Here is a 26,223-nt window from a genome sequence, read left to right as displayed (position 1 = left end):
GACACGGGGCTTCGGGTCGGCGTACCCGGGGTGGGTCAGTCGACCGGTGCTGCTCAGATGGGACGGACCTGCTCCGCCTGCGGGCCCTTCTGGCCCTGAGCGATCTCGAACTCCACCCGCTGGTTCTCCTCCAGCGTGCGGTAGCCGCTGGTCTGGATCGCCGAGAAGTGGACGAACACGTCAGCACCCCCGCCGTCGACGGTGATGAAGCCGAAGCCCTTGTCTGCGTTGAACCACTTCACGGTTCCCTGCGCCATGTGTATCTCCTTCTAAAACTGGCGGCCGAGCACGCCGTGCGGCCGGTTGGCCGTTTTCGAGCAGCGGCGCCTGAGGCGGCCCCCTTGGAAGGAGACTTCTCTCAACCCACGCCATCTCTCAACAGCGTGGAACAGCAAACCACGTACGCAAAAACTCTGCACAGCCTACCCGACGAAATTCTCCTACATGTGACCTGACGGACGCCGAAAACCGATCCGGGTGGACATGGCACGGCCCCCGTCCGGTGGTGGACGGGGGCCTGCTCCGCGCTCAGTCGGGCCAGTGACCGGTGAGCCGGCGCACCCCGACCGCACCGCCCCGGTCGACCGCCGCCCGCACCACGGAGAAGATCGCACCCTGGAGGGCGGCGGCGGCCAGCACCTCGCCCCAGCCACGGTCCTCGTCGGTGGCGCTGGGCGCCTCCCCGTCCCCCGCGGTCATCTTCCAGACCTGCCGGAACACCGCCCCGGCGACCGCACCGGCGGCCAACCCGAGCAGCACCCCGACGGGCTTGTACGCGGCCTTGTTCACACCCCTGCTCACCGACGCCTCCCCCGGACGATCAACAGCACCACCACGGCGGCCAGCGCGCCGGCCGTGACCGTCGCCCAGGGCACCGGGTTGCGCCGGACCGACTCCCTCTTCTCGTACATCTGGACCCGCGCGGCCCCGGCCTGGTAGGTCGCCTGCCCCCGGACCCGCGCCATCGTCTGGGCGGCCTGTTCCCGCACCCGTTCCCGGGCCTGCCCGGCCTGCTCGCGTACCCGCTCGCGGGCCTGCTCGGCCGAATCCCGCAGCCGGGCCTTCACGTCCGCCTTCGCCGCGAGCGCCTCCATGGTCTCGCCCAGTTCCACCCGGGTACGCCGGATCTCCTCGCGGAGCGCCTCCACGTCGCCGGTCCCGTTGCTCGCCCCGTTGCTCGTCATGCCCGCCCCCTGTCCCGGACCGCGGCGGTGACGGTGTCCACGTCCGCCCGGACGCTGCGTACCGCCGCCTGGGGCACCGGTGGGACCGCCTGGCTGACCTGCTTCTTGCCGATCAGGGCGAGGATCCCCGCGAGCGCGAAGAGCACCACGGCCACGATCAGGGCGGCCAGCCACGCCGGCAGCACCAGCGCCAGCAGCAGCACGACGGCGGTGAGCAGCGCGCCGAGCCCGTAGAGAGCGAGCACCCCACCACCGCCGAAGAGGCCCACCCCGATGCCGGCGTGCTTGCCCTTCTCGGTCAACTCCGCGCGGGCCAGCGCCAGCTCGTCCCGGACGAGCCGGGAAACCTGCTCGGTGGCGCGCTGCACCAGCTCCGCGGTTGACGGCTCGTTGCGGGCCCGGGACGTACTGGGATTCGCGACGTCAGCCATGCTGTCCTCCTTTCTTCATCACCGCGCTGTATGCCCTGAGTCGCCAGGGATCAATCCTGCGCGGGGCGACCAGTCGGACCGGACCGCGCCTGCCGCACGTCCCCCGGAACCGCCCCGTCAAACCCGGAGCCGGAAAGCCCTCCCGGGACGACCCGAAGGCCCCCGCTCATCCAACGCGCCAGCACCGGCCGACGTCACCTCACGCCGTGCCGTCCGTTGGCGTCGGCCGAAACGGACTCCGGATCACCGACGGACGGCCGGGACCCGTCGACGGCCCCCCTCGGCTCGCCGACAGACTGGCGGGGCTCGCCGACGGCCGGGCGGGGCTCGACCGGTTCGTCCGGGCCGACGAAGGCTTCGCTGCGGGCGTCACCGTCGTCGCTGCCGCCGAAGATGCGGGCGTCGTCCGGCACCGCGCCGTCACCGGCACGCCGGGCCGGACGGCGGGGCTGCACCCACTGCCAGGCCAGGTTGCTGGTGGCGTCGCCCAGTTCGGTACGCACCCGGGGCATCGCGGTGGGCCGCCGTTCCCGGATCCAGCCGACCAGGTGCTCCCGGACCAGGCAACGCAGGTCCCACAGGTTCCCCGCGTTGGCCGCGCTGACCAGGGCCCGGACCCGGACGTTGCCGCCGGTGGCGTCGGTGACCTGGAGGACGCAGACCCGGCCGTCCCACAGCTCGGTGCTCTCGACCAGCCGGCGCAGCTCCTCGCGCATGGCCTGCACCGGTACCGCCCAGTCGACGTCGAACTCGGCGGTGCCGAGCACGGCGGCCTGGGTACGGGTCCAGTTCTGGAACGGGGTGCTGGTGAAGTACGAGGTGGGCAGGATCAACCGGCGGTCGTCCCAGATCTGGACCACCACGTAGCTGAGGGTCAGCTCCTCGATCCGGCCCCACTCCCCCTCCACGACGACCACGTCGTCGAGGCGTACCGCGTCGCTGAAGGCCAGTTGCAGGCCGGCGAAGACGTTGCCGAGCAGGCTCTGCGCGGCCAGCGCGGCGACCACACCGACCACACCGGCACTGGTCAGCACACCCGCCCCGATGCCCCGTACGCTCGGGAAGGTCATCAGCATCACGCCGACGGTCAGCACCACGATCACCGCGATGGTGAGTCGGCGCAGCATCACCACCTGGGTACGCACCCGGCGGGCGTGCCGGTTGTCCGGCACGTCGACCCGGAACCGGGCCAGCGCCACGTCCTCGCACACCACCAGCAGCGCGGCCACCAGCCAGGCGGTACTGGCGATGACGGCGAGCACCAGCAGGTGCAGCACCACCTGCCGCCACTCCTGCCCGACGGCGTAGCCGGTGCTGAACCGGATGCCGAACTGGACCGCCAGCACGGTCGCGGCCACCTGGAACGGCCGGTGCGCGTGCTCGGTCAGCTCGCTCATCAGCAGCGAACGACGGCCGAACCGGCGGGTCAGCCGGTGGGTGATCCCGGCCAGCAACAGGGCGATCGCCGCCGCGGCCAGCGCGGCGACGACCGTCCAGAGGTAACTCTGCACTGCTTTCTCCCCCTCACGCCGAGCGGTGGATCATCGGGCACAAAGACCCAATAGTGCCCGGCGATGCCCGAACCGACCAGGATCAGACCTTGCGGTAGCGGGACTGGAGGAAGCAGTACGCGCCGAACGCGGCGATCCCGAGCGCCATCAGAGCCAGCAGGAACTGCCCGTACGGCTGCTCACGCAGGGTGCGCAGGGCGGCGTCCAGGCCGCGCGCCTTCTCCGGGTCGTAGTTGATCGCGGCGATGATGATCAACAGGCCGGCGATGGCGTACGCGGCGCCCTTGGCGACGTAGCCGGCGATGCCGAGCCGGCGGGCCAGCTTGCGGGTCTTCGGGTTCATCTCGCCGGTCTTCAGGTGCTTCTCGAAGCGCTTGATCAGGCCGTAGACCACCAGGCCGATCCCGATGGCGGCCAGCCCCAGGCCGGCCAGGCCGACCAGCCAGCGGCCACCGGAGGAGGTCATCAGCTCACCGGTCAGCGCCTCCTGCTTGTCGGCGCTGTTCGAGTTGGCGTCCGAGAAGACCTTCCAGGCGGTCCAGGCGAAGTAGAGGTAGACGACGGTCCGGCCGGCGGAGGCGACGCGCTCCATGACGCGTTCCTTGCCGCGCTCGGCGCGGTGCCCGACGGCGGCTTCCAGGCCCTGCCAGATCGCCATGGCGAGCAGGCCGATCGCGATGGCGACCAGGGCGAACTTGCCCATCGGCTGGTCGGCCAGGGTGCGCATGGCCCCGGACTGGTCACCGTCCTGGCCGGACCCGCCGAAGGCGATCTGGAGGGCCAGCCAGGCGAAGAGGAGGTGGACGATGCCGTAGCCGATGAAGCCGACCCGGGCGAGGGTTTCCAGCCACTTGCTGTTAGCGGTGCGGGACGCGGTGGCCTCGGCGCTGTGGGTGAGAGACATGGCGGCAGAATCACCGATCGCCAAGATCATCAAACGTCGGGCCACCACGCCCGCACGAGAACTAGCTGCCGGTACGTCCGGATCAGCCGGCGTTACGCGCCACCCGGACCTTGATCTCCGTGTCGTTGACGCTGTCCAGCGTCACCGCGAACCCGCCGACCTCGGCGGCCTGCTGACCGACGGTGAGGGTGAGCTGCTCACCGGCCACCTCGACGGTGGCCTGGTCGCCTTCGGCGCCGATCAGCTTGGCCTCGACGCCGAGGATGTTGGCGCTGGCCTCCACGCCCCGGTCGAAGGTGACCGTGCAGGCGTCCAGGCCACAGTCGGTGGAGGCGCCCTCCGAGCTGCAACCGGCGAGCACGGCGACACCGAGGGCGAGGCCGGCGAGCAGGCCGGCGGCACGGCGGGCGGGGGCGAGGGGGATGGTGGCGCGTCGGTTCGTCACCCCACCAAGGGTACGAGACACCGTCGACCGGAGCACCAGGGCGATCTTGTGCAGGGGCATGGTGGGCCGGAGTCGCGCTAGGGTCCGGACATGCCGTTCGACATCACCCGGGTCCGGGCCGCCTACCCGGCGCTCGCCGAGGGTCACCTGCACTTCGACGGTGCCGCCGGCACCCAGACCGCCGCGCCGGTGGTGGACGCGGTCACCGCCGCCATGCGCGCCGCTCTCGGCAACCGCAGCCCGGCCTTCGGCCCCGGCCGCCGCTCGCTGGAGATCGTCGCCGGGGCCCGGTCCGCCGTGGCCGACCTGCTCGGCGTCGTACCGGAGGGGGTGGTGCTCGGGCCGAGCGCGACCGCCCTGACGTACACCCTGGCCCGGACGCTCGGCGCGACCTGGCGGCCCGGCGACGAGGTGGTAGTCTCCCGGCTGGACCACGACGCGAACGTCCGGCCCTGGGTGCAGGCGGCCGAGCGGGCCGGAGCGACCGTACGCTGGGCGGAGTTCGACCCGGACAGCGGTGACCTGCCCGTCGGGCAGTACGCCGACCTGCTCGGCGACCGGACCCGGCTGGTCGCGGTGACCGCCGCCAGCAACGCCACCGGCGCGGTCCCCGACGTCGGGGCGATCACCAAGCTGGCCCACGCGGCCGGGGCACTGGTCTGCGTGGACGGCGTGCACTCCGTGCCGCACGGCCCCACCGACGTGCCCGCCCTCGGCGCGGACTTCTTCGTCACCAGCGCGTACAAGTGGTCCGGCCCGCACCTGGCGGCGCTGGTCGCCGACCCGGCCCGCTGGGCGGGGCTGCGGCCGGACAAGCTCCGCCCGTCCGCCGACACCGTGCCGGAGCGGTTCGAGTTCGGTACGCCGAGCTTCCCGCTGCTGGCCGGGGTGACCGCCGCCGTGGACCACCTGGCGGCCCTCGACCCCGACGCCACCGGCGACCGCCGGGAGCGGTTGCGCGCCGGGCTGACCGCCGCGCGGGCGTACGAGGAGCAGGTCCTCGCCCGGCTGCTCGCCGGCCTGGCCGCGCTGCCCGGGGTGACCGTGCTGCCGGCCCCGCCGGGCCGCTGCCCCACGGTGTCGTTCCGGCTGGCCGACCAGGCCCCCGCCGAGACCGCCGCCGCGCTCGGCGCGGAAGGGATCTGCCTGTCCCACGGCGACTACTACGCCTACGAGTACTTCACCGCCACCGGGCTGCGCGAGCGGGGCGGGGCGGTCCGGGCGAGCGTCTACCACTACAACACGGTCGACGAGGTCGACCGGTTGCTGGCCGAACTGGGCCGGCTGGCCCGGCGGTGAGGGGAGAATGATCGAATGAGTCATCTGGTCGAGGACGCTCCGGCCCGCCGCCGCTTCGAGATCCTGGTCGACGACGCGCTGGCCGGGTTCACCGCGTACCGGCAGCAGAGCCCGGACGTGCTGGTCTTCACGCACACCGAGGTGGACCCGACCTTCCAGGGCAAGGGGGTCGGCGGGGCGCTGATGCGCGGCACCCTGGACGAGATCCGCCGGCGCGGGTCGCGGGTGGTGCCGCAGTGCCCGTTCATGGCCGCCTTCATCGACAAGCACCCCGAGTACGCCGACCTGGTCGCCTCCTGAGGCTGTTCACGTCCGCTCACGTCCGGGGACGGGCCCAGTAGACGAACCGCTCGGCCAGGTTCTGCTGCGTCCCGGTGATCCGGTGCAGCTCGGTGAGTTGCGGCGTGGCGGCCACCAGCAGGTGCGCCAAATGCAGGAACAGACCGGTCCGGTTGTCCCGGTACCGGTGCAGCAGGATCAGCTTGGCCGGCTCGCACGGCCAGTCCGCCCGGCAGGCCCCGCACCGCCAGAGCGGACGCATCGGTTCGTGCGGGGCGGCTCGGGTCACGCCGGCCGCCGTACCGGCTGTTCGGCCTGCTCGTGGGCGACCGCGTGCGGTGGCCCCGGATGCCACCCGGTCGTCAGGACGTCGATCAGGTCGTCGATATCCCGGCTGTCCAGCGGCACGAACCACAGGAACCGGCGGACCAGCACGCACGGCGCGAAGGGGCCGTCCCGCCCGGCCAGGTCGCTCAGGGCGGTGCCGAGCCGCATCGTCATCAGGGCAAACATCCGGCCGTACAGCTCACCGTGGGTGGGGAGCTGCCGGTACCGGGGGCAGGGCCACGGACGGCCGCACCAGGTACACGTCCACCGGGTGCCGGCCGGCACGTGCCGGCGCTGGATGGTGAGGACGAGCTGGCGGTCCACGGCACGTCTCCATTCCGTACGGGAAGGGGTCGCCCCCGGCGTTCGGGGGAAGGGCCCGGGGGCGACCCCGCGGACCGCGCTCCGCCTCGGCACGGCTGGGAGCGGGTCCACTGACACCGAGTTTCGTGACCGGTCCGCTACGGTGTGAAGTCTTTCGAGCTGTCACCGGGGACCGACCGTCGGCGACCGCCGGTCCGGTCGGTCCCGAGTGGAGTTCACCGCCAGGTTGTGGAGGACGTGTGGAACGCGCAACGGAACCCATCGCCGACCTGATCCGGGCCCAGCTTCGTCGGCTACGGACGGCGGCCGGGCTGAACCAGGAGGAGTTCGGCAAGCAGGTGCACTACTCCGGATCGATGATCTCCGCCGTCGAACTGGGCCAACGCCCCCTCGACCGGGCGTTCCTCACCCGCGCCGACGAGGTACTCGACTCGGGCGGGCTGCTGATCGCCCTGCTCCGGATGATGGAACGTGAACGGCAGCCGTCGTGGTTCCGTCCCTGGCTGGACGCGGAGCGCACCGCCCGGCAGCTCCGCTGCTTCCATCCCACGCTGATCCCGGCCCTGCTCCAGACCGAGATCTACGCCCGCGCCGTCATCCGGTACGACGGTCTGCTCAGCGATGAGGAGGTGGAGAAGCGGGTAGCCGCCCGGATGGACCGGCAGGCCGTCCTCGCGCAGCCAGATCCACCCCAGCTCATCGCGGTCGTCGACGAGGCCCTGCTGCACCGCGAGGACGAGAGCTTCCGGGGCCTGATGACCCGGCAGGTCGAGCACCTGGTGGCCATGGCCGAGCGCCCGACCATCAGCATCCACGTCGTCCCGCTCGGCGTGGGTCTGTATTCAGGCATGTCCGGACCGTTCACGCTGGTGCACAGCACGGACGGCGGGTGGGTCGCCAGTTTGGAGAACCAGCTCAGTGGGACAGTCGTCGATGGGGAACCCGCAGTGGCTACGCTGTTGGCACGGTGGGAGACGGTGCGTAACGAGGCCCTGCCCCGCCGGCAGTCACTCGAACTCCTCAAGGAAGTGGTGACGTCATGGACCTGAGCAGCGCGACCTGGCGCAAGGCCACCCGCAGCGCACACACCGACTGCGTGGAGGTGGCCGACAACCTGCCCGACATCGTGGCCGTCCGCGACAGCAAGGACCCCCACGGGCCAGCCCTCGTCTTCACCCCAACCACCTGGCGGGCGTTCGTGAACCTCGCCCGTTCCACAGCCTGACGGATCAGCCGACAGCGGAGACGGGAGGGCATCCGGCCCGTCTCCGTGACCCGGTCACTGCGGCTCGGCGACGTTGACCATCCACGGGGTGCCGAACCGGTCGACGCACGCGCCGTACCGGTCGCCCCACATCTGCTTCTCGAACGGCATGGTGACGGTGCCACCGTCGGACAGCTTCGCCCAGACCTCCTCGAGCCCGTCAGCGGAATCGCCGCTGAGGCTGCACGTGATGGTGTTGCCCGGCTCGAACGACATGCCGGGCGCGGTGTCGGAGGCCATCAGCACGTAGCCCTGGTCGGTGGTCAGCATCGCGTGCATGACCTTGTCCGCGTCGGCGGGCTCGGAGACGCCGTACTCGCCGAAAGTGCTGATCTGGAGCTGGCCGCCGAACACCGACCGGTAGAACTCCATCGCCTCGCGGGCGTTGCCGTCGAACGTCAGGTACGGGTTGAGTCGGGACGTCATCGCGGTGCTCCTCTGTCCGCCGGGACCGTTCACCGTCGGACGCTAGACCCACCCGCCGACATCCGGCGGGCTTTCCGACGAACCGTGCTCCCTGGTACGACGCGTCGTGCGTCAGCGGAAGTGCCGGGCACCGCTGAGGACGGCGTCCAGCCACCGCTCGTACCAGGACAGGAAGTCCGCGTCCCCGGTGAAGGTCGGCCCCTGCGGTCCCGGGCAGTTGTCGGTGACCCGGCCGCGCGTCGGCCCACTGACCACCAGCAGCGACAGGTACCCGCAGCCATGGTCGCCGAGGGCCAGGGTGCCGAGGTACGGCTCGTCGTCGTCACCGGGTGCCACCTCGGACAGCCAGTCCCGGTACGTCCGCCCCGGCTCGACCGGGAACGGCCGGGCCAGCGCGCCGGGGTCAGGGTGGCCCAGCAGGCATCCGTCCCACTCGTCCAGCGGGTGCAGGCCGTAGTACGGGCCGGCCCCGCCGAACCGGCCCGGCCCGCCGTGCCCGACCGTGGTGACGAAACCCCGGTAGTCGGCCGGAAGGCGTACCCGGTGTCGTCGTTCGAAAGCGACGACGGTCTCCTCGGCCAGGGGTGGTCCGAGCCGGAAGCGGTGCTCCTGCGCGCCGAACATCAGCGGCTCCCCCGGCATCGCCGCCGCGGCCCGCAGGTTCGCGGCCACCCGCGCCAGCCGGCCGGCCAGGTCGTCGGGTCGGTGCGCCACCGGATCGTCCACCGCGTGACCTCCTCGCCGGGCTCGGGTCGTGGGCCCCATGGTCTCCCGGCGGGCAGCGCCGGTCGAGGGGGACGACGAGGTCTTCCGGCGGCCGGCAGGAATCACGGTCGGCGGTTCCTTCCGTCACCGGTACGCTGGGCGAGTTTCCGCCACCACCACGGACCGGGGGAATCATCATGGCTGTCGCGGACCACCGCGAGCGGGCCGGCGGGACGCTCGACGGGCCGCTGGGTGGCAACGCCGCCTCGCTGCGGGCGACGGCCCGCGCCCTGGCGGCAGCCGAGTCGGCCGTGGCCGTGGTGCTCGTCGAGGGCATCAGCGACCAGGTCGCGCTGGAGACGGCGGCGGTGGGTCGGGGCCGGGATCTCGCGGCGGAACGGGTGGTGGTCGTGCCGATCGGCGGGGCGCACGCGATCGGCAACTTTCTCACCCGGTGGGGTCCGCCGGGCAGTCGGGTACGCCTCGCCGGCCTGTGCGACCTGCGGGAGAAGGAGATCTTCCGCCGAGCCCTGGAGACGGCCGGGGTTGGTTCCCCCCGCACCCGTGCCGAGCTGGCGCGGTTCGGGTTCCACGTCTGCGTCGACGACCTGGAGGACGAGCTGATCCGTGCGGTGGGCGTGACCGGTGTCGAGGAGGTCTTCGACGCGCATGGTGACCTGCGCTCGTTCCGCGCGTTCCAGATCCAGCCGGCCTGGCGGGATCGGCCGCCCGAGGCCCAGCTGTGGCGGTTCCTGCGCAGCAGCTCGCGCCGGAACCTGCGCTACGTCCGGCTACTCGTCGAGGTGGCGGTCCGCCGGGACGTCCTGCCCGGGCCGCTCGACGGGGTGCTCACCACCGTCTGATCGCCGCCGGTTCAGGCCGCCTCGCCGCTGTGCCGGGCCAGAAACTCGTCGATCGCCTGGCGGATAAGACCCGACCGACCGCCCCTGTCGTTGCCGGCGAGTTCGTCCAGCCGTCGCACGGTGGCCGAGGACAGCCGCACACCGGTCACGATCATCGGAATGGTCTCGGGGGCCGGTGCCGGCCCGAGGTCGGGTCCGACGGTTGCGTCGCGCAGCAGCTCCGAGAGGTCACCACCGTGGTCGAAGTAGGCCAGCAGTTCCTCCCGGCTCATCGTCCTCGGATCCCGGTTCGCAGTCATCGCGTTCCCTCCATCCACTGCTTGACCTCCTCGGGCGTGGCCGGCCGTACCGCCAGGATGGCGTAGCTGTTGACCTTCCCGAAGCGCTCGCACAACAACATGATCACCCGTGCGGTTTCTGCCAGGCCAGCTACGGCCAACAGCAGCGTCCCGATGTGATTCTCGATCCGTTGGGATGAGTAGAGCGCCTCGATCGCTTCGCGCTCGGAGACGTGTCGCCCCGGCAGGCTGGCGGCACGGCGCGGTGAGCGGAAGGTCGTGGGGCGCGGCGGGTCAGGCAGGTACGCCGGTGAGAAGTTCGGCGGCGGCCCGCGCGCCGGCCATGCTCGCGCCGTGCGTGGCGACGTGCACCCGGCCGGCGGACAGTACCGGCAGGCCGAGTTCGACCACGATCGCGTCCGGGTGACCGGCCAGCGCGCGGGCCACCGCCGCGCGCATCCAGTCGTGCCGGTGCAGGTCCCGGACCACCAGCACGAGCCGGCGGCCGGCGGCCCCGGCGGCCGGGTCGGCGGGTACGTCCGCCTCGGCGTACCGGACGGTGGTGGTGCCGGGGAGCAGGTCGGCCAGGGGCGCGCCGAGCCCCCACGGGGTTTCCGCGCCGATGGCGATGTTGCGCGGTGGCGCGAACTCCACCACGTGCGCCGGGACGGTCAACGTGGGCAACGGTTCGACGCCGGCGGTGGTCACCCGCAGCGCGCGGCGGGCGGCGGTCAACCCGATGCCGGTGGCGCCCGCGTACCGGGTCCGGTCGGCGCGGGCGGCGACGGTCCACTCGGCGAGTTGGCCGACCCGTTTGGCGGCCTCGGCGAGCCGCTCCTCGGGCAGGTCACCGGCGACGACGGCGGCGACGATGGCGTCGCGCAGCCGGCGGACGGTGGCCTCGTCGGCGTGTTCCCCGCCGACGCAGATCGCGTCCGCCCCGGCGGTCAGGGCGCGGACCGCCGCGCCGGTCAGGCCGTGCGTGTCGGCGACCGCGCGCATCTCCACCGCGTCGGTCACCACGACCCCGTGGAAGCCCAGCTCGTCGCGGAGCAGGTCGGTCAGTACCGCGCGGCTCAGGGTGGCCGGCAGTATCGGGTCCAGGGCGGGAACCACCAGGTGTCCGGTCATCACCGCCTGCACCCCGGCGGCGATGGCGGCCCGGAACGGCACCAGCTCGCCGGTGTCGAGCCGGGCCCGGTCGGCGGTGATCCGGGGCAGGTCGTGGTGCGAGTCGACGCGGGTGTCGCCGTGCCCGGGGAAGTGTTTCGCGCAGGCGGCGACCCCGCCGGCCTGGAGACCCCGGACCCAGGCGGCGGTGTGCCGGGCGACCAGGGCCGGGTCGGCGCCGAACGCGCGTACCCCGATGACGGGGTTGTCGGGGTTGGAGTTGACGTCGGCGTCCGGGGCGTAGTTCAGGGTGACCCCGGCGGCGGCCAGCTCCACGCCGAGGTCGCGGGCCACCTCCTCGGTGAGGTACGGGTCGTCGACCGCGCCGAGGGCCAGGTTGCCGGGGCGGGAGCTGCCGGGGCCGGATTCGATCCGGGTGACGTCGCCGCCCTCCTCGTCGATGGCGACGATGACGTCCGGCCGTTCGGCGCGCAGCGCGGCGGTGAGCGCGGCCACCTGGGTGGGGTCGACGACGTTGCGGGCGAACAGGACCACCGCGCCGAGCCCTTCGCCGAGCCACCGGCGGACCCACTCGGGTGGGGTGGTGCCGACGAAACCGGGTTGCAGGACGGCGGCGGCCAGGCTCGCCAGGTTCCCCATCGGTGCGCTCATGCGTGCCCGTACCCCTCGGTCCTCCTGCCGCGGACTCCCCTGCCGCCGGCGGTGCTGCCCAATGGTCACACCGGGCCGAGTAATAGTCAATAAACCTTTCTATTACTGAGAGTGGCGGAACGGCCGACCGTGGCGGCGGTCGCGGAGGCGTGCGAGAGTGCCAGGGTGCCTGTCTCGCTCCTGCTCGCCACCGATGCCGTCCGCGCCGCCGACGAGGTCAGCTGGTACGACGTCCCCGCCGTCCGGATCATCGGGCTGGTCGTCGGCGCGGTCTTCCTGATCGCCGCGATCCGCGCCATGTTCCGCTGACCCGCTTCCCGGACGCGCCCCCGGGAGTTTCCGGCATGGGGCGGCACCGGTGGGGTACCGCTTCCGTGGTCCGGCCCGGGACGTCCGGGGCGACCGTACGGTGGCGAGGGGGAACGATGAGGATCGGCTATTTCCTGTCCAGTGAGGAGTTCACGCCGGCTGAGCTGGTGGAGCAGGCGCGCGGCGCCGAACGGGCCGGCTTCGAGGCACTGTGGATCTCCGACCACTACCACCCCTGGGTAGACGCCCAGGGCCAGAGCCCGTTCGTCTGGTCGATGATCGGCGCGCTGAGCCAGGTCTGCCGGCTGCCCGTCACCACCGCGGTCACCTGCCCGACCGTCCGCATCCACCCGGCGGTGCTCGCCCAGGCCGCCGCGACCAGCGCGGTCCTGCACTCCGGACGGTTCGTGCTCGGGGTCGGCTCCGGGGAGGCGCTCAACGAGCACATCCTCGGTGACGCCTGGCCCAACGCGGACGTCCGGCTGGAGATGCTGGAGGAGTCCGTCGAGGTGATGCGGACACTGTGGGCGGGCGGCTTCGTCAACCACCGGGGCCGGCACTACACGGTGGAGCACGCCCGGCTGTACACGCTCCCCGACGAGCCACCGAAGGTGTACGTCTCCGGTTTCGGCCCCAAGGCCACCGACCTGGCCGCCCGGATCGGCGACGGGTACGTCAACACCTCCCCGGACGCCGAGCTGGTCCGCCGGTTCCGCGACGCCGGGGGCGGCGACAAGCCGTGCCAGGCCGGTTTCAAGGCCGCGTACGCCGACACCGCCGACGAGGGCGCGCGGATCGCGTACGAGCGCTGGCCGAACGCCGGGGTGCCGGGCGAGCTGTCCCAGGTGCTCCCCTCCCCCCGCCACTTCGAGCAGGCTGCCCAGCTCGTCCGCCCGGAGATGGTGCGGGAGGCGTTCGTCTGCGGCCGGGACGCCGACGCGCACCTGGCCAAACTGGAGGAGTACGCCAAGGCCGGCTTCGACGAGGTCTACGTGGCGAACACCGGCCCGCACTGGCCGGGACTGTTCGACCTGTACCAGCGCGAGGTGCTCCCCCGGCTACGCTGACCCGCCACGCGACCGCTGACCCGCCACGCGCGGCGTGCGGGCTGCCGGATGCGGCGCGGGCGAGCCGAGCGCGGCGCGGGGCTGCCGGAAACGGCGCGGGGCTGCGGTTTGCTGACCGGACCGGCCGGGTACCCCCGGCCACCGATGAGACGAGCCACGGACACCACAGCCCTGCGCCGCGCGGCGCGTGACCTCTTCGGTTGGGACGAACTGCGCCCCAACCAGCTCGCCGCGATGCGGGCGGTGATGAAGCGGCGGGACGCGCTGGTGGTGCTGCCCACCGGGGCGGGGAAGTCCGCCATCTACCAGATCCCGGCGAGCCTCATCCCCGGCTGCACGGTGGTGATCTCCCCGCTGCTGGCCCTGCAGCACGACCAGATCGAGTCGCTGAACGAACGGCGTCGCCCCGAGCTGCGCGCGGTGCGGATCAGCTCCGACGAGACCCCCGCCCAGCAGGCCGAGGCGCTCGCGGCCGTCCGGGCCGGCCGGGCGGAGTTCCTGTTCATCACGCCGGAGCAGTTGAGCAACCCGGACCGGCTGGCCGAGGTGCGCGCGCTCGAACCGGCGCTGGTGGCGATCGACGAGGCGCACTGCATCTCCGCCTGGGGGCACGACTTCCGCCCCGACTACCTGGCCCTGGGGCACCTGATCGAGGGCCTGGGCCGGCCCCCGGTGGTGGCGTTGACCGCCACCGCGTCGCCGCCGGTCCGCGACGACATCGTCGCCCGGCTCCGGCTGACCGACCCGGAGCTGGTGCTCTCCGGGCTGGACCGGCCGAACCTCTTCCTCGAGGTCGCGCACTGTCCCACCGAGGACTACCGCTGGCGGCGGCTGGTCGCGCTGCTGCGCGACGACAAACGGCCGGGCATCATCTACGTACCCACCCGACGGTCGGCCGAGGAGCTGGCGGAACGGCTCACCGGGGCCGGTTACCCGGCGCAGTTCTACCACGGGGGCATGTCGGCCGGGGCGCGCGGCGAGCTGCACCGGGCCTTCCTCGACGACCAGGTTCCGATCATGGTGGCGACCTCGGCGTTCGGCATGGGCATCGACAAGCCCAACATCGCCTGGGTGGTGCACATGGCGCTGCCCGACTCGCCGGACAGCTACTTCCAGGAGATCGGCCGGGCCGGTCGGGACGGCGGGGCGGCCCGGGTGCTGCTGCTCTGGCAGGCCGAGGACGTCGGCCTGCAACGCTACTTCTCCGGCGGACTGCCGGACGAACGGCAGTTGCACGAGCTGGCCGCGCTGCTGCGCGCGAAACCGGTCAGCCGCCGGCAACTGCGGGAGCTGACCGGGCTCGGCCCCCGCAAGCTCGGCCAGTATCTCGCCCTGCTGGAGCAGATCGGTGCCGCCGTACCCCGGGGCCGGCAGCGGATCGGGGTGCCCCGGTACGCCCCGATGCCGGTGGAGGCCGCGCGGGCGGCCCTGGCCGAGGCGGAACGGCAGCAGACCGTCACCCGGTCCCGGACCGACATGATGCGCGCGTTCGCCGAGACCACCGGCTGCCGGGGGCAGACCCTGCTGGCGTACTTCGGGGAGCAGATGACCGAGGTCTGCGGGCACTGCGACAACTGCCACGCCGGCACCAGCGTCGCCGTCGCGGAGACCGCCGACGACGCCCCCTTCCCCGTACACAGCCAGGTCCGCCACCCGGAGTGGGGCGCCGGCATGGTGCTCAACTACGAGGAGGACCGGATGACGGTTCTGTTCGACGATGTCGGGTACAAGACGCTGTCCGTGCCCGTGGTGAGTGGGCAGGCGTTGCTGACGCTGGTCTAGCCTGAGTCCGGCCCGAAGCCGACGTCGGCACGGCGCCGAGGTGCCTGAGTGAGTGCAAGCGAAAGGGGCGTTGCCGTGATCGAACAGCCGGCGTACACCGGGTTCGGGTTCTCCGACGAGGAGTGGGGGCTGCTGGTCGGCCTGCCCCAGTCGGTCCTGACCGCGGCGAGCGCGGCGGAGTCCGACGGCACCCGCCGTACCCGGGCGGAGAGCGCCGCCGGACTGGAGACCATCGCGGCCGGCCGGGAGTCGGCGAGCCCGCTGGTCGCCGCCGTGGCCGGCGAGGTCATCTCCCGGGTGGGCGACCCAGAGGCCGGCGAGGAGCTGCCGGTGATCGCCCCGGCCGACCCGCAGGCGCTCATCGAGGACGTACTGGCCCGCGCCGGGCAGGCCGCCGCGCTGCTCGCCGCCCGGATGGACGAGGGGCAGGCCGGGGCGTACCGGCACTGGTTGGTGGAGATCGCCGACCAGGTGGTGGGAGCCGCCTCGACCGGCGGCATCCTCGGCATCGGCGGGGACGTGGTCAGCGACTCGGAGCGCCGGTTCCGGGACCGGCTCTCCCAGGTGCTCAACGACTGACGGTCACCACCGGCCCACCGCCTGGGACGCGTCAGCCGGCCTCCGGCGCGCGTCCCAGGCGGTCGGAGACCATGCCCGCCTTCCGTCGCGGGTGTCCCGGCTGGTCGGCGGCCGGTCCCGCTTCTCGTCGCACGTCCCGGCTGGTCGGAGGCCGGGCCCGCCGGTGCGGGCCGGCGGCGACCGGTGCCCGCCGGCCCCGGTCGGGTCGGGCAGCCATGTCACAGCCAGGATGTCGGTGCCGTCCTCGACAATGGAAGGACGATGCGGACGAGGAAGCGGTGATGACGTGCTGCCGACGGAAAGCGTGGACACCCGGCATCTACCGCCCGCCGACCGCTGGCCGTTCTGGCTCGACCTCGCCGCGCGCGCCGCGGCTCCGACCGACATGTCCAGTGAGCACGCCGACGGCTTCCGGGCCACGGCCCGCTTCGTCGACCTCGACGGACTCCGGCTGACGCGCTTCCGCTACCAGTCGCTGAGCGCCCGACGCACCCCGAAGCTGATCCGCCGGGACGACCCGGACGTCTACCAACTCGCCCTGCCGCTGACCGGCGCCAGCCGGATCAGCGCCCTGCGCCGCGACACCGCCGTCGGCAACGCCAACTTCACCTTCCTGGACTACCGGCGGCCCCACCAGGTGCGGCACAACGGGGCGGACGACGGGCGGACGCCGGCGTCCTCGGTGACCGTCGTCCTGCCCCAGTCCCTGCTGCCGTTGCCGGCCCGGAAGCTGGACCGGCTGGCCGCGGCGCAGCTGTCCGGCGCGGAGGGGGTGGGGGCGCTGCTGGCCCACCACCTCCAACACATCACCCTGCACCCCGAGCAGTACGCCGCCGTCGAGGCGCCCCGGCTGGCCGGGATCACCCTCGACCTGGTCTCGGCCCTGCTGGCCCGGCACCTCGACGCCGAGACCACGCTGCCGGTGGAGGTACGGCAGCAGACACTGCGGCACGAGGTGTACGCCTTCATCGACCGGCACCTCAACGATGCCACGCTGACCCCGCAGACCGTCGCCGACGCCCACCACATCTCGGTGCGTTCGCTGCACCGGCTGTTCGCCGGCGAGGACGAGACGGTCGCCCAGCTGATCAGGAGCCGCCGGTTGGAGCGGTGCCGCCGGGACCTGGCCGACCCGAGGTTGACCAACCGGGCCGTGCAGGCGATCGGCTGGCGTTGGGGTTTCACCGACAAGGCCCACTTCAGCCGGGCCTTCCGCGCCGCGTACGGGATGAGCCCGCAGACGTACCGCCAGGCGCAGGAGTTGGCACGCAGCGTCAACCCGGTGGCACCGACAGACAACGGACCACCGGCATACTGGCCCCTGACCGGCTGAGCAGCCGGTGTGGTGACCGGCTGCGAGGAGAGGGCTGGCGCGGGCAACGGGGGTTGCGGCAGCGTCGCGACGACCATGGTGCGCGACAGGTGCCCAGGCCGCGGCGCGTTCTCCGGCATCCGGTCCCGCGCGGCAGGCAGGGTTCGCCGTGGCCGTCATCGTGGGTGTGGGGACGGAGGTTCCGCGCCGAGCCGGGCTCCGGCCCCCACCCGCCTCCGCGCCGGTGGCGGAGCGGGAACGGTCAGGTTTCGGTCAGCAGGTCCAGCACCGCCCGTTCGGCCTCCGGGCGGGGCGCGTCCGGCCGTACCGCGACCCGCACCCCGTCGTGGTACAGCTCCACCACCCGGGGGTCCACGTAGGAGGTACGCGCCACGGTGGGCGTGTTGCCAAGCAGCTCGGCGACGTTCCGCATCACCCCGGCCACCGTCCGGCGGCGGGCGGTGAGGCTGCGCTGTTCCCCGGCGGCGGCCAGTTCGACGGCGGCCAGCACGGTGGCGTGCCAGGTCCGGAAGTCCTTGGCGGTCATCTCCCCACCGCTGGCCTCCCGCAGGTACCCGTTGACCTCGTCGCTGCGGACGTCCCGCCAGACCCGCCCGTCCCAGTAGCCGAACAGGCGGTCCACGGCGCGCCGCCGCCGACGCAGGTTGCGCAGCACCTGACACAGTTCGGGGTCCTCGATCCGGCGTACCTGGTCGACGCCGCCCTTGGCGGGGAACTCCAGCACCACACAGCCGCCCCGGGACCGGGCGTGCTCGGGGCGCAGGGTCGCCACCCCGAAGGTCGGGTCGTCGCCGGCCGCGTACTGGTCGCTGCCGACCCGGAACGTGCCCATGTCGAGCAGCCGGGCCACCGTGGCGAGCACCCGGTCCCGGCGCAGCCCCCGGCCGGCCAGGTCCCGGTCCACCCGGTCGCGCAGCACCGGCAGCCGGCGGGCCACCTCCAGCACGTGGTCGAACTTCGCCTCGTCCTGCTTCGCCCGCCAGACGGGGTGGTAGAGGTACTGGGTGCGGCCGGCCGCGTCGATGCCGGTCGCCTGGATGTGCCCGTTCGGGTACGGCGAGATCCACACGTCCCGCCAGGCCGGCGGGATCACCAGGTCCCGCAGCCGGGCCAGGTGGTCCGGGTCGCGGACGGTCACGCCGGAGGGGTCGACGAACTCCCAGCCCCGGCCCCGCCGACGGCGGCCGTACCCGGGCCGCCCGGGATCGCTACGCCGCAACCGCACCGTCGTTCCGTTCCGCCCGTTCCGCCTGCTCCACCCGTTCCGCCTCGTCCACCGCGAGCAGCACCCGGTCGACGGGGAGCGCCGCCATGCTCGGATGCACTCCGACCCCGGCCCAGGCCGGACCTTCCGTCCCGTCCGGTCGCCGGCCGGTGGGCGGCGGCCCGGCCCAGAGCACCCGGTGCCGGGGGCGGTCGGCCGGTGGGCCCCACCGGGCCGGCGGCACCGGGCCGAACAGCACCACCGACGGGGTGCCGTAACCGGTCGCCAGGTGGGCGACGCCGGTGTCGCCGCTGACCACCAGCCGGGCGTGCGCGACGAGGGCGGCCAGCTCGGTCAGGCCGGTCCGGCCGGCGAGCACCGCCGTCAGGGACAGCCCGGCCCGGCGGGCCACCTGCTCGGCGACGTTCCGCTCGGCCGGGGAGCCGGTCACCACCACCCGGTGCCCCCGGCGGCTCAGTTCCCCGGCGAGGGCGGCGAACCGGCTCGGGGACCAGCGCTTGGCCGGCACCTTCGTGCCCGGGTGCACGATCGTGACCCCGACCGGTACCCGGTCCGGCGCGGGAGCCCGCAGGACCAGATCGGTGGGGTCGACCGGCAGTCCGTGCCAGCGCACCAGCCGGCACCAGCGGCGCACCTCGTGTTCGGTGTCGTCCCAGTCGGGTCCGTCCGGGTGGCCGGCGGGCGGGCAGCGGAAGGCGAGCAGCCGGCCGGGCCCGGCGGCCCGCAGCAGCCGGTGCGAGCGTGGGCCGCGCCCGTGCAGGTTGACCGCCAGTTCCGGGGGCCGACCGGCCAGGTCGAGCGGGACCAGACCGTCGGTGGGCAGCACCCGGTCCACCCCGCCGACCAGGTCCACCAGCGGGGTCAACCAGCGCGGAGCGGCCAGCACCAGTTCCCGGTCCGGGTAGCCGGCGCGCAGCGCGCGCAGCGCCGGCACGGCGGTGGCGAGGTCACCGACGCCGAGGGCGCGCAGCACCAGGATCACGGGTACGAGGTCTCCTGCTCGGCGCAGACCACCAGTTCCCGGACGGCGCAACCGGTCGGCTGGCCGAGCGCGAACAGCACGGCGGCGGCCACGTCGGCCGGCTCGTTGAGCACGGCGTCCGGTCCCGGCCGGTACCGCTCGTCCCGGTCGTCGAAGAAGGCGGTCCGCATGCCGCCCGGGATCAGCAGGGTCACCCCGACCTCACCGGCGAGTTCCGCCGCCAGGGCACGGGTGAAGCCGACCACCCCGAACTTCGCCGCGCAGTACGCGGTGGCGTCACCGACCGCCTTGACCCCGAGGGTGGAGGCGACGGTCACCACGCTGCCCCGGGCGGCGACCAGGTACGGCAGGGCGGCCCGGACGACCGCGGCGGTGGCGAGCAGGTCGACGGTGACGATCCGGTCCCAGGTCTCGCCGGGTACGTCGGCGAGCCGGCCGGGCACGTCGACGCCGGCTGCGGTGACCACCGCGTCCAGCCCGCCGGAGCGTTCGGCCAGTTCCCGGGTGGCGGCCTCGGCGGCCCGGGTGTCGGCGAGGTCGCACTCGATCCAGGGCACCCCGTCGCCGGGCGGCTGCCGGTCGAGCACCACCGGTCGGGCGCCGGCCCGCGCGACGGCGGTGACCACCGCGGCCCCCAGGCCGCTCGCGCCACCGGTGACCAGGACGGTCGACCCGTCCGCCAGGGCTCCGCTGCTCATCGTGCTCCCTCCGGGGTCGGGCGGTCGTCGGTACTCCGGTGGTCGGCGGCGCGGGCGGCGGCGATCAGGTCGGTGGTGGAGCGGCCGGCCAGGTACGGCACGACCACGGTGTGCCCGCCCCAGCGCCGCAGGATCTCGGCCTCCGGCAGCACCGGGTGGTCGCCCGCGCCGGTGACGTAGTCGCCGCCCTTGACCCAGATGTCCGGACGCAGCCAGGACAGCACCGCGTGCGGGGTCGCCTCGTCGAAGAGCAGTACCGCGTCGACGCAGCTCAACGCGGCCAGCATCCGGCTGCGGTCGCCCTGCGGCACCACCGGCCGCTGCGGACCCTTCAGACCGGTGACGCTGGCGTCGGAGTTGACGCAGACCACCAGGCAGTCGCCGAGCTGGCGGGCGGCCTGGAGGGTGGCGACGTGCCCGGCGTGCAGCAGGTCGAAGCAGCCGCCGGTGGCGACCACCGTGCCGCCGGCCGCCCGGACCGCGCCGACCACCGCGCCGACCGCCGCCGCGCCGATCCGTTCCCCGCCGGCACTGAACGCCGCCGGTACCGGCGTGGTCACCGGCCCCGGCAGCACCTGCGCCACCCCGCCGGCCGCCACGTACGCCGACGCCTCGGCCACCGCGGCCTGCACCGCCTCGGAGATCAGCGCGCCCCGGGCCAGGGCGATGCTGGCGGTCGCCGCGAACCGGTCCCCGGCACCGCAGGTGTCCCCCTCCGCGTTGCCCGGGGCGGGCACCACCAGCGGGGTCGATCCGGCGTGGCAGAGCAGCGCGCCGTCGGCCCCGAGGGTGACCGCCACCGCGCGGGCCCGCCACCGCTGGCGCAGCCCCTGCGCGCCCCGGGTGGCGCTGGCCAGCCGGGACGGCCCCGGCGGGGCGTCGGCCAGCTCGCGGACCTCCGCCTCGTTCGGGGTGGCCAGGTGGACCCCGGGCACCGCGTCCGGGCCGCGCGGGTGCGGGTCCCAGACCACCGGCGCGGCGGTCGCGGCCAACGCGGCCCGCAGCGCGGGCTGCCGGGCCACCCCCCGGCCGTAGTCGCTGACCAGTACGGCCGACGCGCGGGCGATCAGCCGCAGCACCGCCTCGCTCGGCTCCCCCGGTGGTCCCGCCGCCCCGCCCCGGTCGTGCCGCAGCAGCACCCGGCCCCGGGCGTGCAGCCGGATCTTCTCCGGCGTGGCACCGGCCAGGGGCAGCGCGTACACCTGCACCCCGGCGGCGGTCAGCAGGGAGCTGAGCCGGGCCCCGGCCGGGTCGTCGGCCAGCGCGGTCACCAGGGCCACCTCGACGCCCTGCCCGGCGGCGAACAGCGCGGCGAGTCCCGCCCCACCGGGCCGCTCCACGTGCGCGGTCTCGTCCAGCACGGGCACCGGGGAGTCCGGGCAGAGCCGGTTCACCACGCCTTCGACGTCCCGGTCCAGCAGGATGTCCCCGACCACCACCACCGGCCCGGTCATGCCACCCCCCGGGTCGGCTCGACCGCGCCGTCGACCGGCACCGCCACGTCGGCGGCCGTACCGTCGACCGGCAGATCCACGTCGGCGGCCGTACCGTCGACCGGCAGATCCACGTCGGCGGCCGTGCCACCGAGCGGCAGCTCCACGTCGGCGGGCGTACCGTCGAGCGGCACCTGCACGCCGGTGGCCGGGGTGGCGCGGGCGGCGGTGACCGGCCGGTGCCGGTGACCGTCGGCCGCCGGCAGCGGCACCGCGCGGTCGACGTGCTCGCAGAGCACGTGCACCGAGACCAGGTGCAGTTCCTGGACGATCTGGCTGTCCGGGGCGGCGACGGCCAGTACGTCGTGGCAGGCGTCGGCGAGCGGGTTGGGGGCCGGGCCGGTCATCGCCCAGCAGCGCAGCCCGCTCTCCCGGCCGGCGCGGGCCGCTTCGAGCAGGTTGCCGCTCGCCCCGCTGGTGGACAGCAGCAGCAGGATGTCGCCCGGTCGGCCGTGCGCCCGGACCTGCCGGGCGAAGACCTCGTGGTAGCCGTAGTCGTTGCCGATCGCGGTGACCGCGCTGGTCTCCGCGTGCAGCGCGATCGCCGACAGCGGCTGCCGGTCGTGGCGCAGCTTGCCGACCAGCTCGGCGGTGAGGTGCTGGGCCTCGGCGGCGCTGCCCCCGTTGCCGGCCACCAGCAGCCGCCCGCCGCCGGTGAGGGTGGCGGCCAGTTCGTCACCCCACCGGGCCAGCCGGGTCGCCGTGCGGCGGTACTCCCGCAGGGCCACGGCCAGGTCGGCCAGGTGCGCCTCCAGCACCGTCGGGGCCGCCATCAGGCGACCACCCGGGTCGGCCGGCGCACCGCCGCGTACACGTCGACGAGCTGCGCGGCGGTACGTTCCCAGGAGTAGCGGTTCCGGGCCCGCTCCAGGGCGGCCATGGCGTACGCGAAACGGCGGTCCCGGTCGGCCAGCAGCCGCCGCAGCGTCGCGCCGAGCGCGGCCGGGTCGCGGGGCGGGACGAGATCACCGGTCAGCCCGTCCACCACCGTGTCCACGATGCCGCCGACCGCGCTGCCCACCACCGGCACCCCGCAGGCCATCCCCTCCAGCGGGGTCAGTCCGAACGGCTCGTACCAGGGCGCGGCGACCAGCACGTCCGCCGAGCGGTACCAGGCGCCCATCTCCTCGCGGGGCACCGCGCCGACCAGGCGTACCCGGTCGGCCACCCCGCAGGAGGCGGCGAGCGCCCGCAGCCGGCGGGCCTGCGGGTCGTCGTCGACCAGGCCGGCCGGCGGGCCGCCCACCACCACGCACTCGGCGTCCGGTACCGCCGGCAGCGCCCGGATCACCTCGTGGAAGCCCTTGCGTTCGACCAGCCGGCCCACCGTCAGCACCCGGGGCCGGTCGGGGTCCCGGGCGGCGACCGGCCCGACCGGGGTGAAGGTCCGCAGGTTCACCCCGGACGGGATCACCGTCATCCGGGACCGGGGCACCCCGGTGGCGACCAGTTCCCGCACCTCGTCGCGGCTCTGCACGATCACCCGGTCGACGGCCACGCCGAGGGCGCGTTCGTAGTCGATCCGCCCCGGCGGGCTGGTGTCCTGGTCCCCCTGGTGGCGTTTCTTGACCACCCCCAGCGCGTGGTACGTCAACACCACCGGCACCCCGGTCCGCCGGCCGGCGGCCAGCGCGGCCAGCCCGCTCATCCAGAAGTGCGCGTGCGCCACCTCGGGGGTCCACTCCGCGCGCCACTGCCGCGCCAGCCACTCGCCGAACGCCGGCATGTACGGCAGCAGGGTGTCCTTGCCGACCGGTTCGGCCGGCCCGGCGGGCACGTGCACCACGTGGTACCCGTCGTCGGCGCGGACGGTGACCGGCAGCGCGACCGAGTCGCGGCGGGTGTAGACGCGTACCTCGTGGCCGGCGGCGGCGAGCGCGGCGGCCAGCTCCGCGACGTGCGTGTTCTGCCCGCCGGCGTCCTCACCGCCGAGGACGGCGAGCGGGCTGGCGTGCTCCGAGATCATCGCGACGCGCATGCTTCCTCCTCCAGCAGCCGGTCCCAGTCGCCGAGGAATCGGTCCAGGCCGTACCGGGCCCCGGCCGCCACGCGGGCGGCGTCACCCACCCGCCGGGCGGTGTCCGGCTCGGCGACGAACCGCCCGGCCCCCGCCAGCAGGTCGTCCAGCCGGGTGGCGAGCACCCCCGCGTCCGGCGGTACGGCCGCCACCGCCTCCGTGGTGGCCAGCACCACCACCGGCATGCCGATGCTCATCGCCTCGATCAGGCTCAGCCCGAGCGAGGTCCACCGGCACAGGTGCAGGTACGCCCGCCGTCGGCCCAGTTCGGCGTGCATCCGTTCCTGCGGTACGTCGTCGTGGCTGGTCAGCCGGTCCGGCGGCAGGCCCAGCCGGTCGGCGAGCCCGGCCACGCCCATGCCGAACACGTCCAGCGGGGCGATCTCGGCGAACCGGGGCAGCAGGTCGGTGCCGGTGACCCGCCAGCGGCGCACCGGCTCGTTGATCACCACGGCCAACCGGTCCAGTTCCCCGGTGTACGTCGCGGCGGGCGGCACGATGCCGTGCTCGACGACGGTGGTCCGGGTGCCGCCGGTGTCCCAGAACAGCTCGTTGAAGTGGGTGACGTGGGCGACCAGCAGGTCGTCGCGGTCGGCCATCGGGTGCCGGGTGTTCGGCACGTCGCCCTTGGGGGTGTTGTGCTCGACGTAGATCGCCGGCACGTCCCGGCCGACCCGGCGACCCAGCCAGTCGCCGGCCAGCTCGTACTCCTCGGGACGCTGGAGGATCACCACGTCCACGTCGGCGGTGCGCAGCTCGTCCGGGGTGACCTCGACGGCGTTGTCCGGCCACCGGTAGGTGCGCGCCCGGCCCAGCCCGTACGCGCCCCGGTCCGGGGTGACCGGCACCAGGTAGCGGTGCTTGCCGTGCACGAACGAGGTGGTCCAGGAGCCGTGCACATGCCAGAGCAGGACGTTCACCGGCCACCCCCGGTGACGTGCAGCCGGGCCGGCACCGCGGGCCGGTCCGGCACCCCGGGTCCGTCCGGCCGGTCCGACGGGCCCGGGGCACCGAGCCGGCGTACCGCCTCGACGACCTCGGCGGGGTCGACGCCGGCCAGGCAGGGGTGACCGGGTACCGGACAGCGGGCCGCCCGGGTGTCCCGGCAGGCCGCGCCCGCGTCACCGAGCCGCACGGTCGGCACCCGGTACGGCCCCCACTGCCCGAACGGCACCGTCGGGGCGAACAGGCTCACCACCGGTACGCCCAGCGCGGCGGCCAGGTGGGCGGGGCCGGTGTTGCCGACCACCATCGCCGCGGCACCGGCGAGGACGGCGGCCAGCCCGGCCAGGTCGGTCCGGCCGCCCAGGTCGACGCCGCCGGCGGCGGCCACCCGGGCGGTCAGCTCACGCTCACCCGGGCCGCCGGTGACCACCACCCGGTGACCGGCGGCGGCGAGCGCGGCGACGATCCGGGCGGCCAGCTCCGGCGGGCAGGCCCGCGCCGACGCCGAGGAGCCCGGGTGCACCACCAGGTAGCCGGGCGCGGGCAGGACCGCCGGACCACCGGACCGGCCGGACTGCGACGGCAGCAGCGCGTCCCGGCGCAGCCGCAGGGCCGGCTCGTCCCCGCTGGGCAGGGCGAAACCGGCGGCGGCGGCGAGGGACAGGGCCCGCTCCGCCTCCGGCACCCCGACCGGCACCCGGTGCCGCACGTCCAGCAGGGCCCCCGGGTAGTCGTCGCTGATCGCGCTGATCCGCCGGACCCCGGCCATCCGCAGCAGCAGCGCCAGCGGCAGCGCCGACTGGTGGAACGAGGTGAACACCACCGCCTCGTCCGCCCCGACGGCGGCCAGTCGGGCCAGCAGCCGGTCGGTGCCGGCCCGGTCGACCGGGGCGGGATCCGGGTCGATCCACGGCAGCGGCCACTCGACGATCTCGTCCACCCCGGGCAGCAGCGCGGCGGCGGCCCGGCCCCGGGGCCCGCAGAGCAGCACCACCCGGCGTGCGCCGGCCGCCACCGCCCGGATCGCCGGCCCGGTGACCAGCACGTCCCCGGCCGAGTCGGCCCGTACCACCAGGACCGTCCCGGCCCGCCGGGGGGCGGTCGGCACGATCGACGACTGCCGGCGCAGGATCTCGGCGACCGCCGCCGGCAGGTCCCGGGCGACGGTCGGCGCGGCGGCGACCTCCTCGGTACGGGTCACCGGGGTCGGCACCAGGACCCCGGTCGCCCCGGCGGCGAGCGCGGCGGTCACGTCCCGGCCGATGTCCCCCACCACCACGCAGCGGGACGGGGTGGTGCCGAGGTCCCGGGCGGCCCGCCGGACCAGCCCGGGGTCGGGTTTGCGGCAGTCGCAGCCGTGCCCGTCGTCGTGCGGGCACACCTGCCAGGTGTCGAACGGGCCGAGCAGCTCCTCGATCCGGGCGTGCACCCGGCGCATGTCGTCGGCGGTGAACAGGCCACGCGCCAGGCCCGACTGGTTGGTGACCACCCCGAGCCGCAGCCCGGCCGCACGCAACCGGTCCAGCGCCTCCCGGGCGCCGGCCACCGGCCGTACCTTGTCCGGGTCGCCGTTGTACGGGACGTCCTCGACCAGCGTGCCGTCCCGGTCGAACAGCACCGCGTCGAACAGCCGGGGGACAGCCAGCCGGGGCACAGGCCCGGGACCCGCCGGGTCAGCACCGGGGTGCACCCCGACTGACCTGCGCTGATCCGACTGGTGATCCGCTCGCACGGCGGGCGGGTTCCCGACCCCTGCGGGAGTAAACGTCGC

At 74.2% G+C, this 26,223-nt stretch carries 30 protein-coding genes and 1 pseudogene; 10 read left to right on the top strand and 21 right to left on the bottom strand.

All coding sequences use genetic code 11. The features are described 5' to 3' along the window. Positions 1-53: 53 nt before the first annotated feature. The 7 genes and pseudogenes from PVK37_RS17195 to PVK37_RS17165 all read right to left on the bottom strand — a co-directional run bounded on the left by PVK37_RS17195 (position 54) and on the right by PVK37_RS17165 (position 4,475). Positions 54-257, bottom strand: coding sequence for a cold-shock protein (locus PVK37_RS17195; protein WP_007075740.1), 204 nt, complete (start codon positions 255-257; stop codon positions 54-56). A gap of 271 nt (positions 258-528) precedes the next feature. Beyond that, entirely contained in the window at positions 529-801 is a 273-nt protein-coding gene (locus PVK37_RS17190; protein ID WP_275028434.1) for a DUF4235 domain-containing protein, read from the bottom strand. Further along, on the bottom strand, positions 798-1,184 hold the full coding sequence (locus PVK37_RS17185; protein WP_275028432.1) for a DUF3618 domain-containing protein: 387 nt from the start codon (positions 1,182-1,184) through the stop codon (positions 798-800). The genes PVK37_RS17190 and PVK37_RS17185 overlap by 4 nt, the downstream gene beginning before the upstream one ends. Then, on the bottom strand, positions 1,181-1,615 hold the full coding sequence (locus tag PVK37_RS17180; protein ID WP_275028431.1) for a phage holin family protein: 435 nt from the start codon (positions 1,613-1,615) through the stop codon (positions 1,181-1,183). Before PVK37_RS17180 ends, PVK37_RS17185 begins: the two co-directional genes overlap by 4 nt. Before the next feature lie 320 nt (positions 1,616-1,935). Then, positions 1,936-3,126: pseudogene (locus PVK37_RS17175) on the bottom strand (mechanosensitive ion channel family protein); the annotation flags it as partial. Between the two features lie 82 nt (positions 3,127-3,208). Continuing rightward, on the bottom strand, positions 3,209-4,030 hold the full coding sequence (locus tag PVK37_RS17170; RefSeq protein ID WP_275028430.1) for a DUF1206 domain-containing protein: 822 nt from the start codon (positions 4,028-4,030) through the stop codon (positions 3,209-3,211). Positions 4,031-4,112: 82 nt separating this feature from the next. Continuing rightward, positions 4,113-4,475 carry a hypothetical protein gene (locus tag PVK37_RS17165; protein ID WP_275028429.1) on the bottom strand — a complete coding sequence of 121 codons (363 nt, stop codon included), beginning with the start codon at positions 4,473-4,475 and terminating at the stop codon, positions 4,113-4,115. A 90-nt stretch (positions 4,476-4,565) separates the two neighbouring features. Between PVK37_RS17165 and PVK37_RS17160 the strand changes: the two genes are divergently transcribed. Both PVK37_RS17160 and PVK37_RS17155 read left to right on the top strand, forming a co-directional pair. Further along, a complete protein-coding gene (locus PVK37_RS17160) occupies positions 4,566-5,774 on the top strand; it encodes a cysteine desulfurase-like protein (protein ID WP_275028428.1) in 1,209 nt (402 codons plus the stop codon). 15 nt (positions 5,775-5,789) lie between these two features. Then, on the top strand, positions 5,790-6,074 hold the full coding sequence (locus PVK37_RS17155) for a GNAT family N-acetyltransferase (RefSeq protein ID WP_275028427.1): 285 nt from the start codon (positions 5,790-5,792) through the stop codon (positions 6,072-6,074). A 16-nt stretch (positions 6,075-6,090) separates the two neighbouring features. Here PVK37_RS17155 and PVK37_RS17150 read toward each other — a convergent pair whose 3' ends face one another. Both PVK37_RS17150 and PVK37_RS17145 read right to left on the bottom strand, forming a co-directional pair. Continuing rightward, complete coding sequence (locus PVK37_RS17150; protein ID WP_275028425.1) at positions 6,091-6,342, bottom strand: flavin reductase; 252 nt, start codon at positions 6,340-6,342, stop codon at positions 6,091-6,093. Continuing rightward, positions 6,339-6,704 carry a hypothetical protein gene (locus PVK37_RS17145; RefSeq protein ID WP_275028424.1) on the bottom strand — a complete coding sequence of 122 codons (366 nt, stop codon included), beginning with the start codon at positions 6,702-6,704 and terminating at the stop codon, positions 6,339-6,341. The genes PVK37_RS17150 and PVK37_RS17145 overlap by 4 nt, the downstream gene beginning before the upstream one ends. Before the next feature lie 239 nt (positions 6,705-6,943). On the opposite strand from PVK37_RS17145, the gene PVK37_RS17140 reads away from it, so the two are divergent. Both PVK37_RS17140 and PVK37_RS17135 read left to right on the top strand, forming a co-directional pair. Continuing rightward, positions 6,944-7,753: a helix-turn-helix domain-containing protein gene (locus PVK37_RS17140; RefSeq protein WP_275028423.1), complete on the top strand. Its 810-nt coding sequence runs from the start codon at positions 6,944-6,946 to the stop codon at positions 7,751-7,753. Beyond that, a complete protein-coding gene (locus PVK37_RS17135) occupies positions 7,744-7,929 on the top strand; it encodes a DUF397 domain-containing protein (protein ID WP_275028422.1) in 186 nt (61 codons plus the stop codon). The genes PVK37_RS17140 and PVK37_RS17135 overlap by 10 nt, the downstream gene beginning before the upstream one ends. A 54-nt stretch (positions 7,930-7,983) precedes the next feature. On the opposite strand, the gene PVK37_RS17130 is transcribed toward PVK37_RS17135, so the two are convergent. Next, positions 7,984-8,394, bottom strand: coding sequence for a VOC family protein (locus PVK37_RS17130; RefSeq protein ID WP_275028421.1), 411 nt, complete (start codon positions 8,392-8,394; stop codon positions 7,984-7,986). A gap of 111 nt (positions 8,395-8,505) precedes the next feature. Further along, on the bottom strand, positions 8,506-9,120 hold the full coding sequence (locus PVK37_RS17125; RefSeq protein ID WP_275028420.1) for a hypothetical protein: 615 nt from the start codon (positions 9,118-9,120) through the stop codon (positions 8,506-8,508). Positions 9,121-9,296: 176 nt separating this feature from the next. Between PVK37_RS17125 and PVK37_RS17120 the strand changes: the two genes are divergently transcribed. Continuing rightward, positions 9,297-9,962, top strand: a complete 666-nt coding sequence (locus tag PVK37_RS17120; protein ID WP_275028418.1) for a TOPRIM nucleotidyl transferase/hydrolase domain-containing protein — start codon at positions 9,297-9,299, stop codon at positions 9,960-9,962. Positions 9,963-9,973: 11 nt separating this feature from the next. On the opposite strand, the gene PVK37_RS17115 is transcribed toward PVK37_RS17120, so the two are convergent. After that, positions 9,974-10,261 carry a ribbon-helix-helix protein, CopG family gene (locus tag PVK37_RS17115; protein ID WP_275028417.1) on the bottom strand — a complete coding sequence of 96 codons (288 nt, stop codon included), beginning with the start codon at positions 10,259-10,261 and terminating at the stop codon, positions 9,974-9,976. A gap of 273 nt (positions 10,262-10,534) precedes the next feature. Then, entirely contained in the window at positions 10,535-12,022 is a 1,488-nt protein-coding gene (locus PVK37_RS17110; protein ID WP_275028416.1) for a glycoside hydrolase family 3 protein, read from the bottom strand. Between the two features lie 165 nt (positions 12,023-12,187). Here PVK37_RS17110 and PVK37_RS17105 point away from each other — a divergent pair, with 165 nt between their 5' ends. From PVK37_RS17105 to PVK37_RS17085, 5 genes are all read left to right on the top strand, one after another. Continuing rightward, on the top strand, positions 12,188-12,331 hold the full coding sequence (locus tag PVK37_RS17105) for a hypothetical protein (RefSeq protein WP_275028415.1): 144 nt from the start codon (positions 12,188-12,190) through the stop codon (positions 12,329-12,331). Positions 12,332-12,447: 116 nt separating this feature from the next. After that, positions 12,448-13,398 carry a TIGR03557 family F420-dependent LLM class oxidoreductase gene (locus PVK37_RS17100; RefSeq protein ID WP_275028414.1) on the top strand — a complete coding sequence of 317 codons (951 nt, stop codon included), beginning with the start codon at positions 12,448-12,450 and terminating at the stop codon, positions 13,396-13,398. A gap of 144 nt (positions 13,399-13,542) precedes the next feature. Next, positions 13,543-15,180: a RecQ family ATP-dependent DNA helicase gene (locus tag PVK37_RS17095; protein ID WP_275028413.1), complete on the top strand. Its 1,638-nt coding sequence runs from the start codon at positions 13,543-13,545 to the stop codon at positions 15,178-15,180. Between the two features lie 75 nt (positions 15,181-15,255). Then, positions 15,256-15,759 carry a hypothetical protein gene (locus tag PVK37_RS17090; protein WP_275028412.1) on the top strand — a complete coding sequence of 168 codons (504 nt, stop codon included), beginning with the start codon at positions 15,256-15,258 and terminating at the stop codon, positions 15,757-15,759. Positions 15,760-16,045: 286 nt separating this feature from the next. Continuing rightward, complete coding sequence (locus PVK37_RS17085) at positions 16,046-17,092, top strand: AraC-like ligand-binding domain-containing protein (protein ID WP_275028410.1); 1,047 nt, start codon at positions 16,046-16,048, stop codon at positions 17,090-17,092. A 241-nt stretch (positions 17,093-17,333) separates the two neighbouring features. On the opposite strand, the gene PVK37_RS17080 is transcribed toward PVK37_RS17085, so the two are convergent. Genes PVK37_RS17080 through PVK37_RS17045 form a run of 8 tightly spaced genes read right to left on the bottom strand, consistent with a single transcriptional unit; the run spans position 17,334 to position 26,142 of the window. Further along, a complete protein-coding gene (locus tag PVK37_RS17080; RefSeq protein ID WP_275028408.1) occupies positions 17,334-18,317 on the bottom strand; it encodes a DNA topoisomerase IB in 984 nt (327 codons plus the stop codon). Beyond that, a complete protein-coding gene (locus PVK37_RS17075; protein ID WP_275028407.1) occupies positions 18,301-19,299 on the bottom strand; it encodes a glycosyltransferase family 9 protein in 999 nt (332 codons plus the stop codon). Before PVK37_RS17075 ends, PVK37_RS17080 begins: the two co-directional genes overlap by 17 nt. Beyond that, positions 19,296-19,982 (bottom strand): SDR family oxidoreductase, encoded by a 687-nt coding sequence (locus PVK37_RS17070; protein WP_275035144.1) that lies wholly within the window; start codon positions 19,980-19,982, stop codon positions 19,296-19,298. The genes PVK37_RS17075 and PVK37_RS17070 overlap by 4 nt, the downstream gene beginning before the upstream one ends. A gap of 11 nt (positions 19,983-19,993) precedes the next feature. After that, positions 19,994-21,451 carry a PfkB family carbohydrate kinase gene (locus PVK37_RS17065; protein WP_341483384.1) on the bottom strand — a complete coding sequence of 486 codons (1,458 nt, stop codon included), beginning with the start codon at positions 21,449-21,451 and terminating at the stop codon, positions 19,994-19,996. Beyond that, entirely contained in the window at positions 21,448-22,266 is an 819-nt protein-coding gene (locus PVK37_RS17060) for a D-sedoheptulose-7-phosphate isomerase (RefSeq protein WP_275035143.1), read from the bottom strand. Before PVK37_RS17060 ends, PVK37_RS17065 begins: the two co-directional genes overlap by 4 nt. Continuing rightward, a complete protein-coding gene (locus tag PVK37_RS17055) occupies positions 22,263-23,468 on the bottom strand; it encodes a glycosyltransferase (RefSeq protein WP_275028406.1) in 1,206 nt (401 codons plus the stop codon). The genes PVK37_RS17060 and PVK37_RS17055 overlap by 4 nt, the downstream gene beginning before the upstream one ends. Then, on the bottom strand, positions 23,453-24,427 hold the full coding sequence (locus tag PVK37_RS17050; RefSeq protein WP_275028405.1) for a glycosyltransferase family protein: 975 nt from the start codon (positions 24,425-24,427) through the stop codon (positions 23,453-23,455). Before PVK37_RS17050 ends, PVK37_RS17055 begins: the two co-directional genes overlap by 16 nt. Then, complete coding sequence (locus PVK37_RS17045) at positions 24,424-26,142, bottom strand: HAD-IIIA family hydrolase (protein WP_275028404.1); 1,719 nt, start codon at positions 26,140-26,142, stop codon at positions 24,424-24,426. The genes PVK37_RS17050 and PVK37_RS17045 overlap by 4 nt, the downstream gene beginning before the upstream one ends. Positions 26,143-26,223 lie beyond the last annotated feature (81 nt).

Source organism: Micromonospora cathayae, assembly GCF_028993575.1.
In the GTDB taxonomy this organism is placed as follows: domain Bacteria; phylum Actinomycetota; class Actinomycetes; order Mycobacteriales; family Micromonosporaceae; genus Micromonospora; species Micromonospora cathayae.
The sequence above is the reverse complement of the archived record's forward strand: the minus strand, read 5'-3'. Positions and strand labels throughout refer to the sequence as shown.

Excerpts from the sequence above, each read along its gene's own strand:
- PVK37_RS17195 (WP_007075740.1), bottom strand. The coding sequence starts at position 257 with ATGGCGCAGGGAACCGTGAAGTGGTTCAACGCAGACAAGGGCTTCGGC.
- PVK37_RS17185 (WP_275028432.1), bottom strand. The coding sequence starts at position 1,184 with ATGACGAGCAACGGGGCGAGCAACGGGACCGGCGACGTGGAGGCGCTC.
- PVK37_RS17180 (WP_275028431.1), bottom strand. The coding sequence starts at position 1,615 with ATGGCTGACGTCGCGAATCCCAGTACGTCCCGGGCCCGCAACGAGCCG.
- PVK37_RS17170 (WP_275028430.1), bottom strand. The coding sequence starts at position 4,030 with ATGTCTCTCACCCACAGCGCCGAGGCCACCGCGTCCCGCACCGCTAAC.
- PVK37_RS17160 (WP_275028428.1), top strand. The coding sequence starts at position 4,566 with ATGCCGTTCGACATCACCCGGGTCCGGGCCGCCTACCCGGCGCTCGCC.
- PVK37_RS17155 (WP_275028427.1), top strand. The coding sequence starts at position 5,790 with ATGAGTCATCTGGTCGAGGACGCTCCGGCCCGCCGCCGCTTCGAGATC.
- PVK37_RS17135 (WP_275028422.1), top strand. The coding sequence starts at position 7,744 with ATGGACCTGAGCAGCGCGACCTGGCGCAAGGCCACCCGCAGCGCACAC.
- PVK37_RS17130 (WP_275028421.1), bottom strand. The coding sequence starts at position 8,394 with ATGACGTCCCGACTCAACCCGTACCTGACGTTCGACGGCAACGCCCGC.
- PVK37_RS17120 (WP_275028418.1), top strand. The coding sequence starts at position 9,297 with ATGGCTGTCGCGGACCACCGCGAGCGGGCCGGCGGGACGCTCGACGGG.
- PVK37_RS17115 (WP_275028417.1), bottom strand. The coding sequence starts at position 10,261 with ATGACTGCGAACCGGGATCCGAGGACGATGAGCCGGGAGGAACTGCTG.
- PVK37_RS17110 (WP_275028416.1), bottom strand. The coding sequence starts at position 12,022 with ATGAGCGCACCGATGGGGAACCTGGCGAGCCTGGCCGCCGCCGTCCTG.
- PVK37_RS17100 (WP_275028414.1), top strand. The coding sequence starts at position 12,448 with ATGAGGATCGGCTATTTCCTGTCCAGTGAGGAGTTCACGCCGGCTGAG.
- PVK37_RS17095 (WP_275028413.1), top strand. The coding sequence starts at position 13,543 with ATGAGACGAGCCACGGACACCACAGCCCTGCGCCGCGCGGCGCGTGAC.
- PVK37_RS17065 (WP_341483384.1), bottom strand. The coding sequence starts at position 21,451 with ATGACCGGGCCGGTGGTGGTGGTCGGGGACATCCTGCTGGACCGGGAC.
- PVK37_RS17055 (WP_275028406.1), bottom strand. The coding sequence starts at position 23,468 with ATGCGCGTCGCGATGATCTCGGAGCACGCCAGCCCGCTCGCCGTCCTC.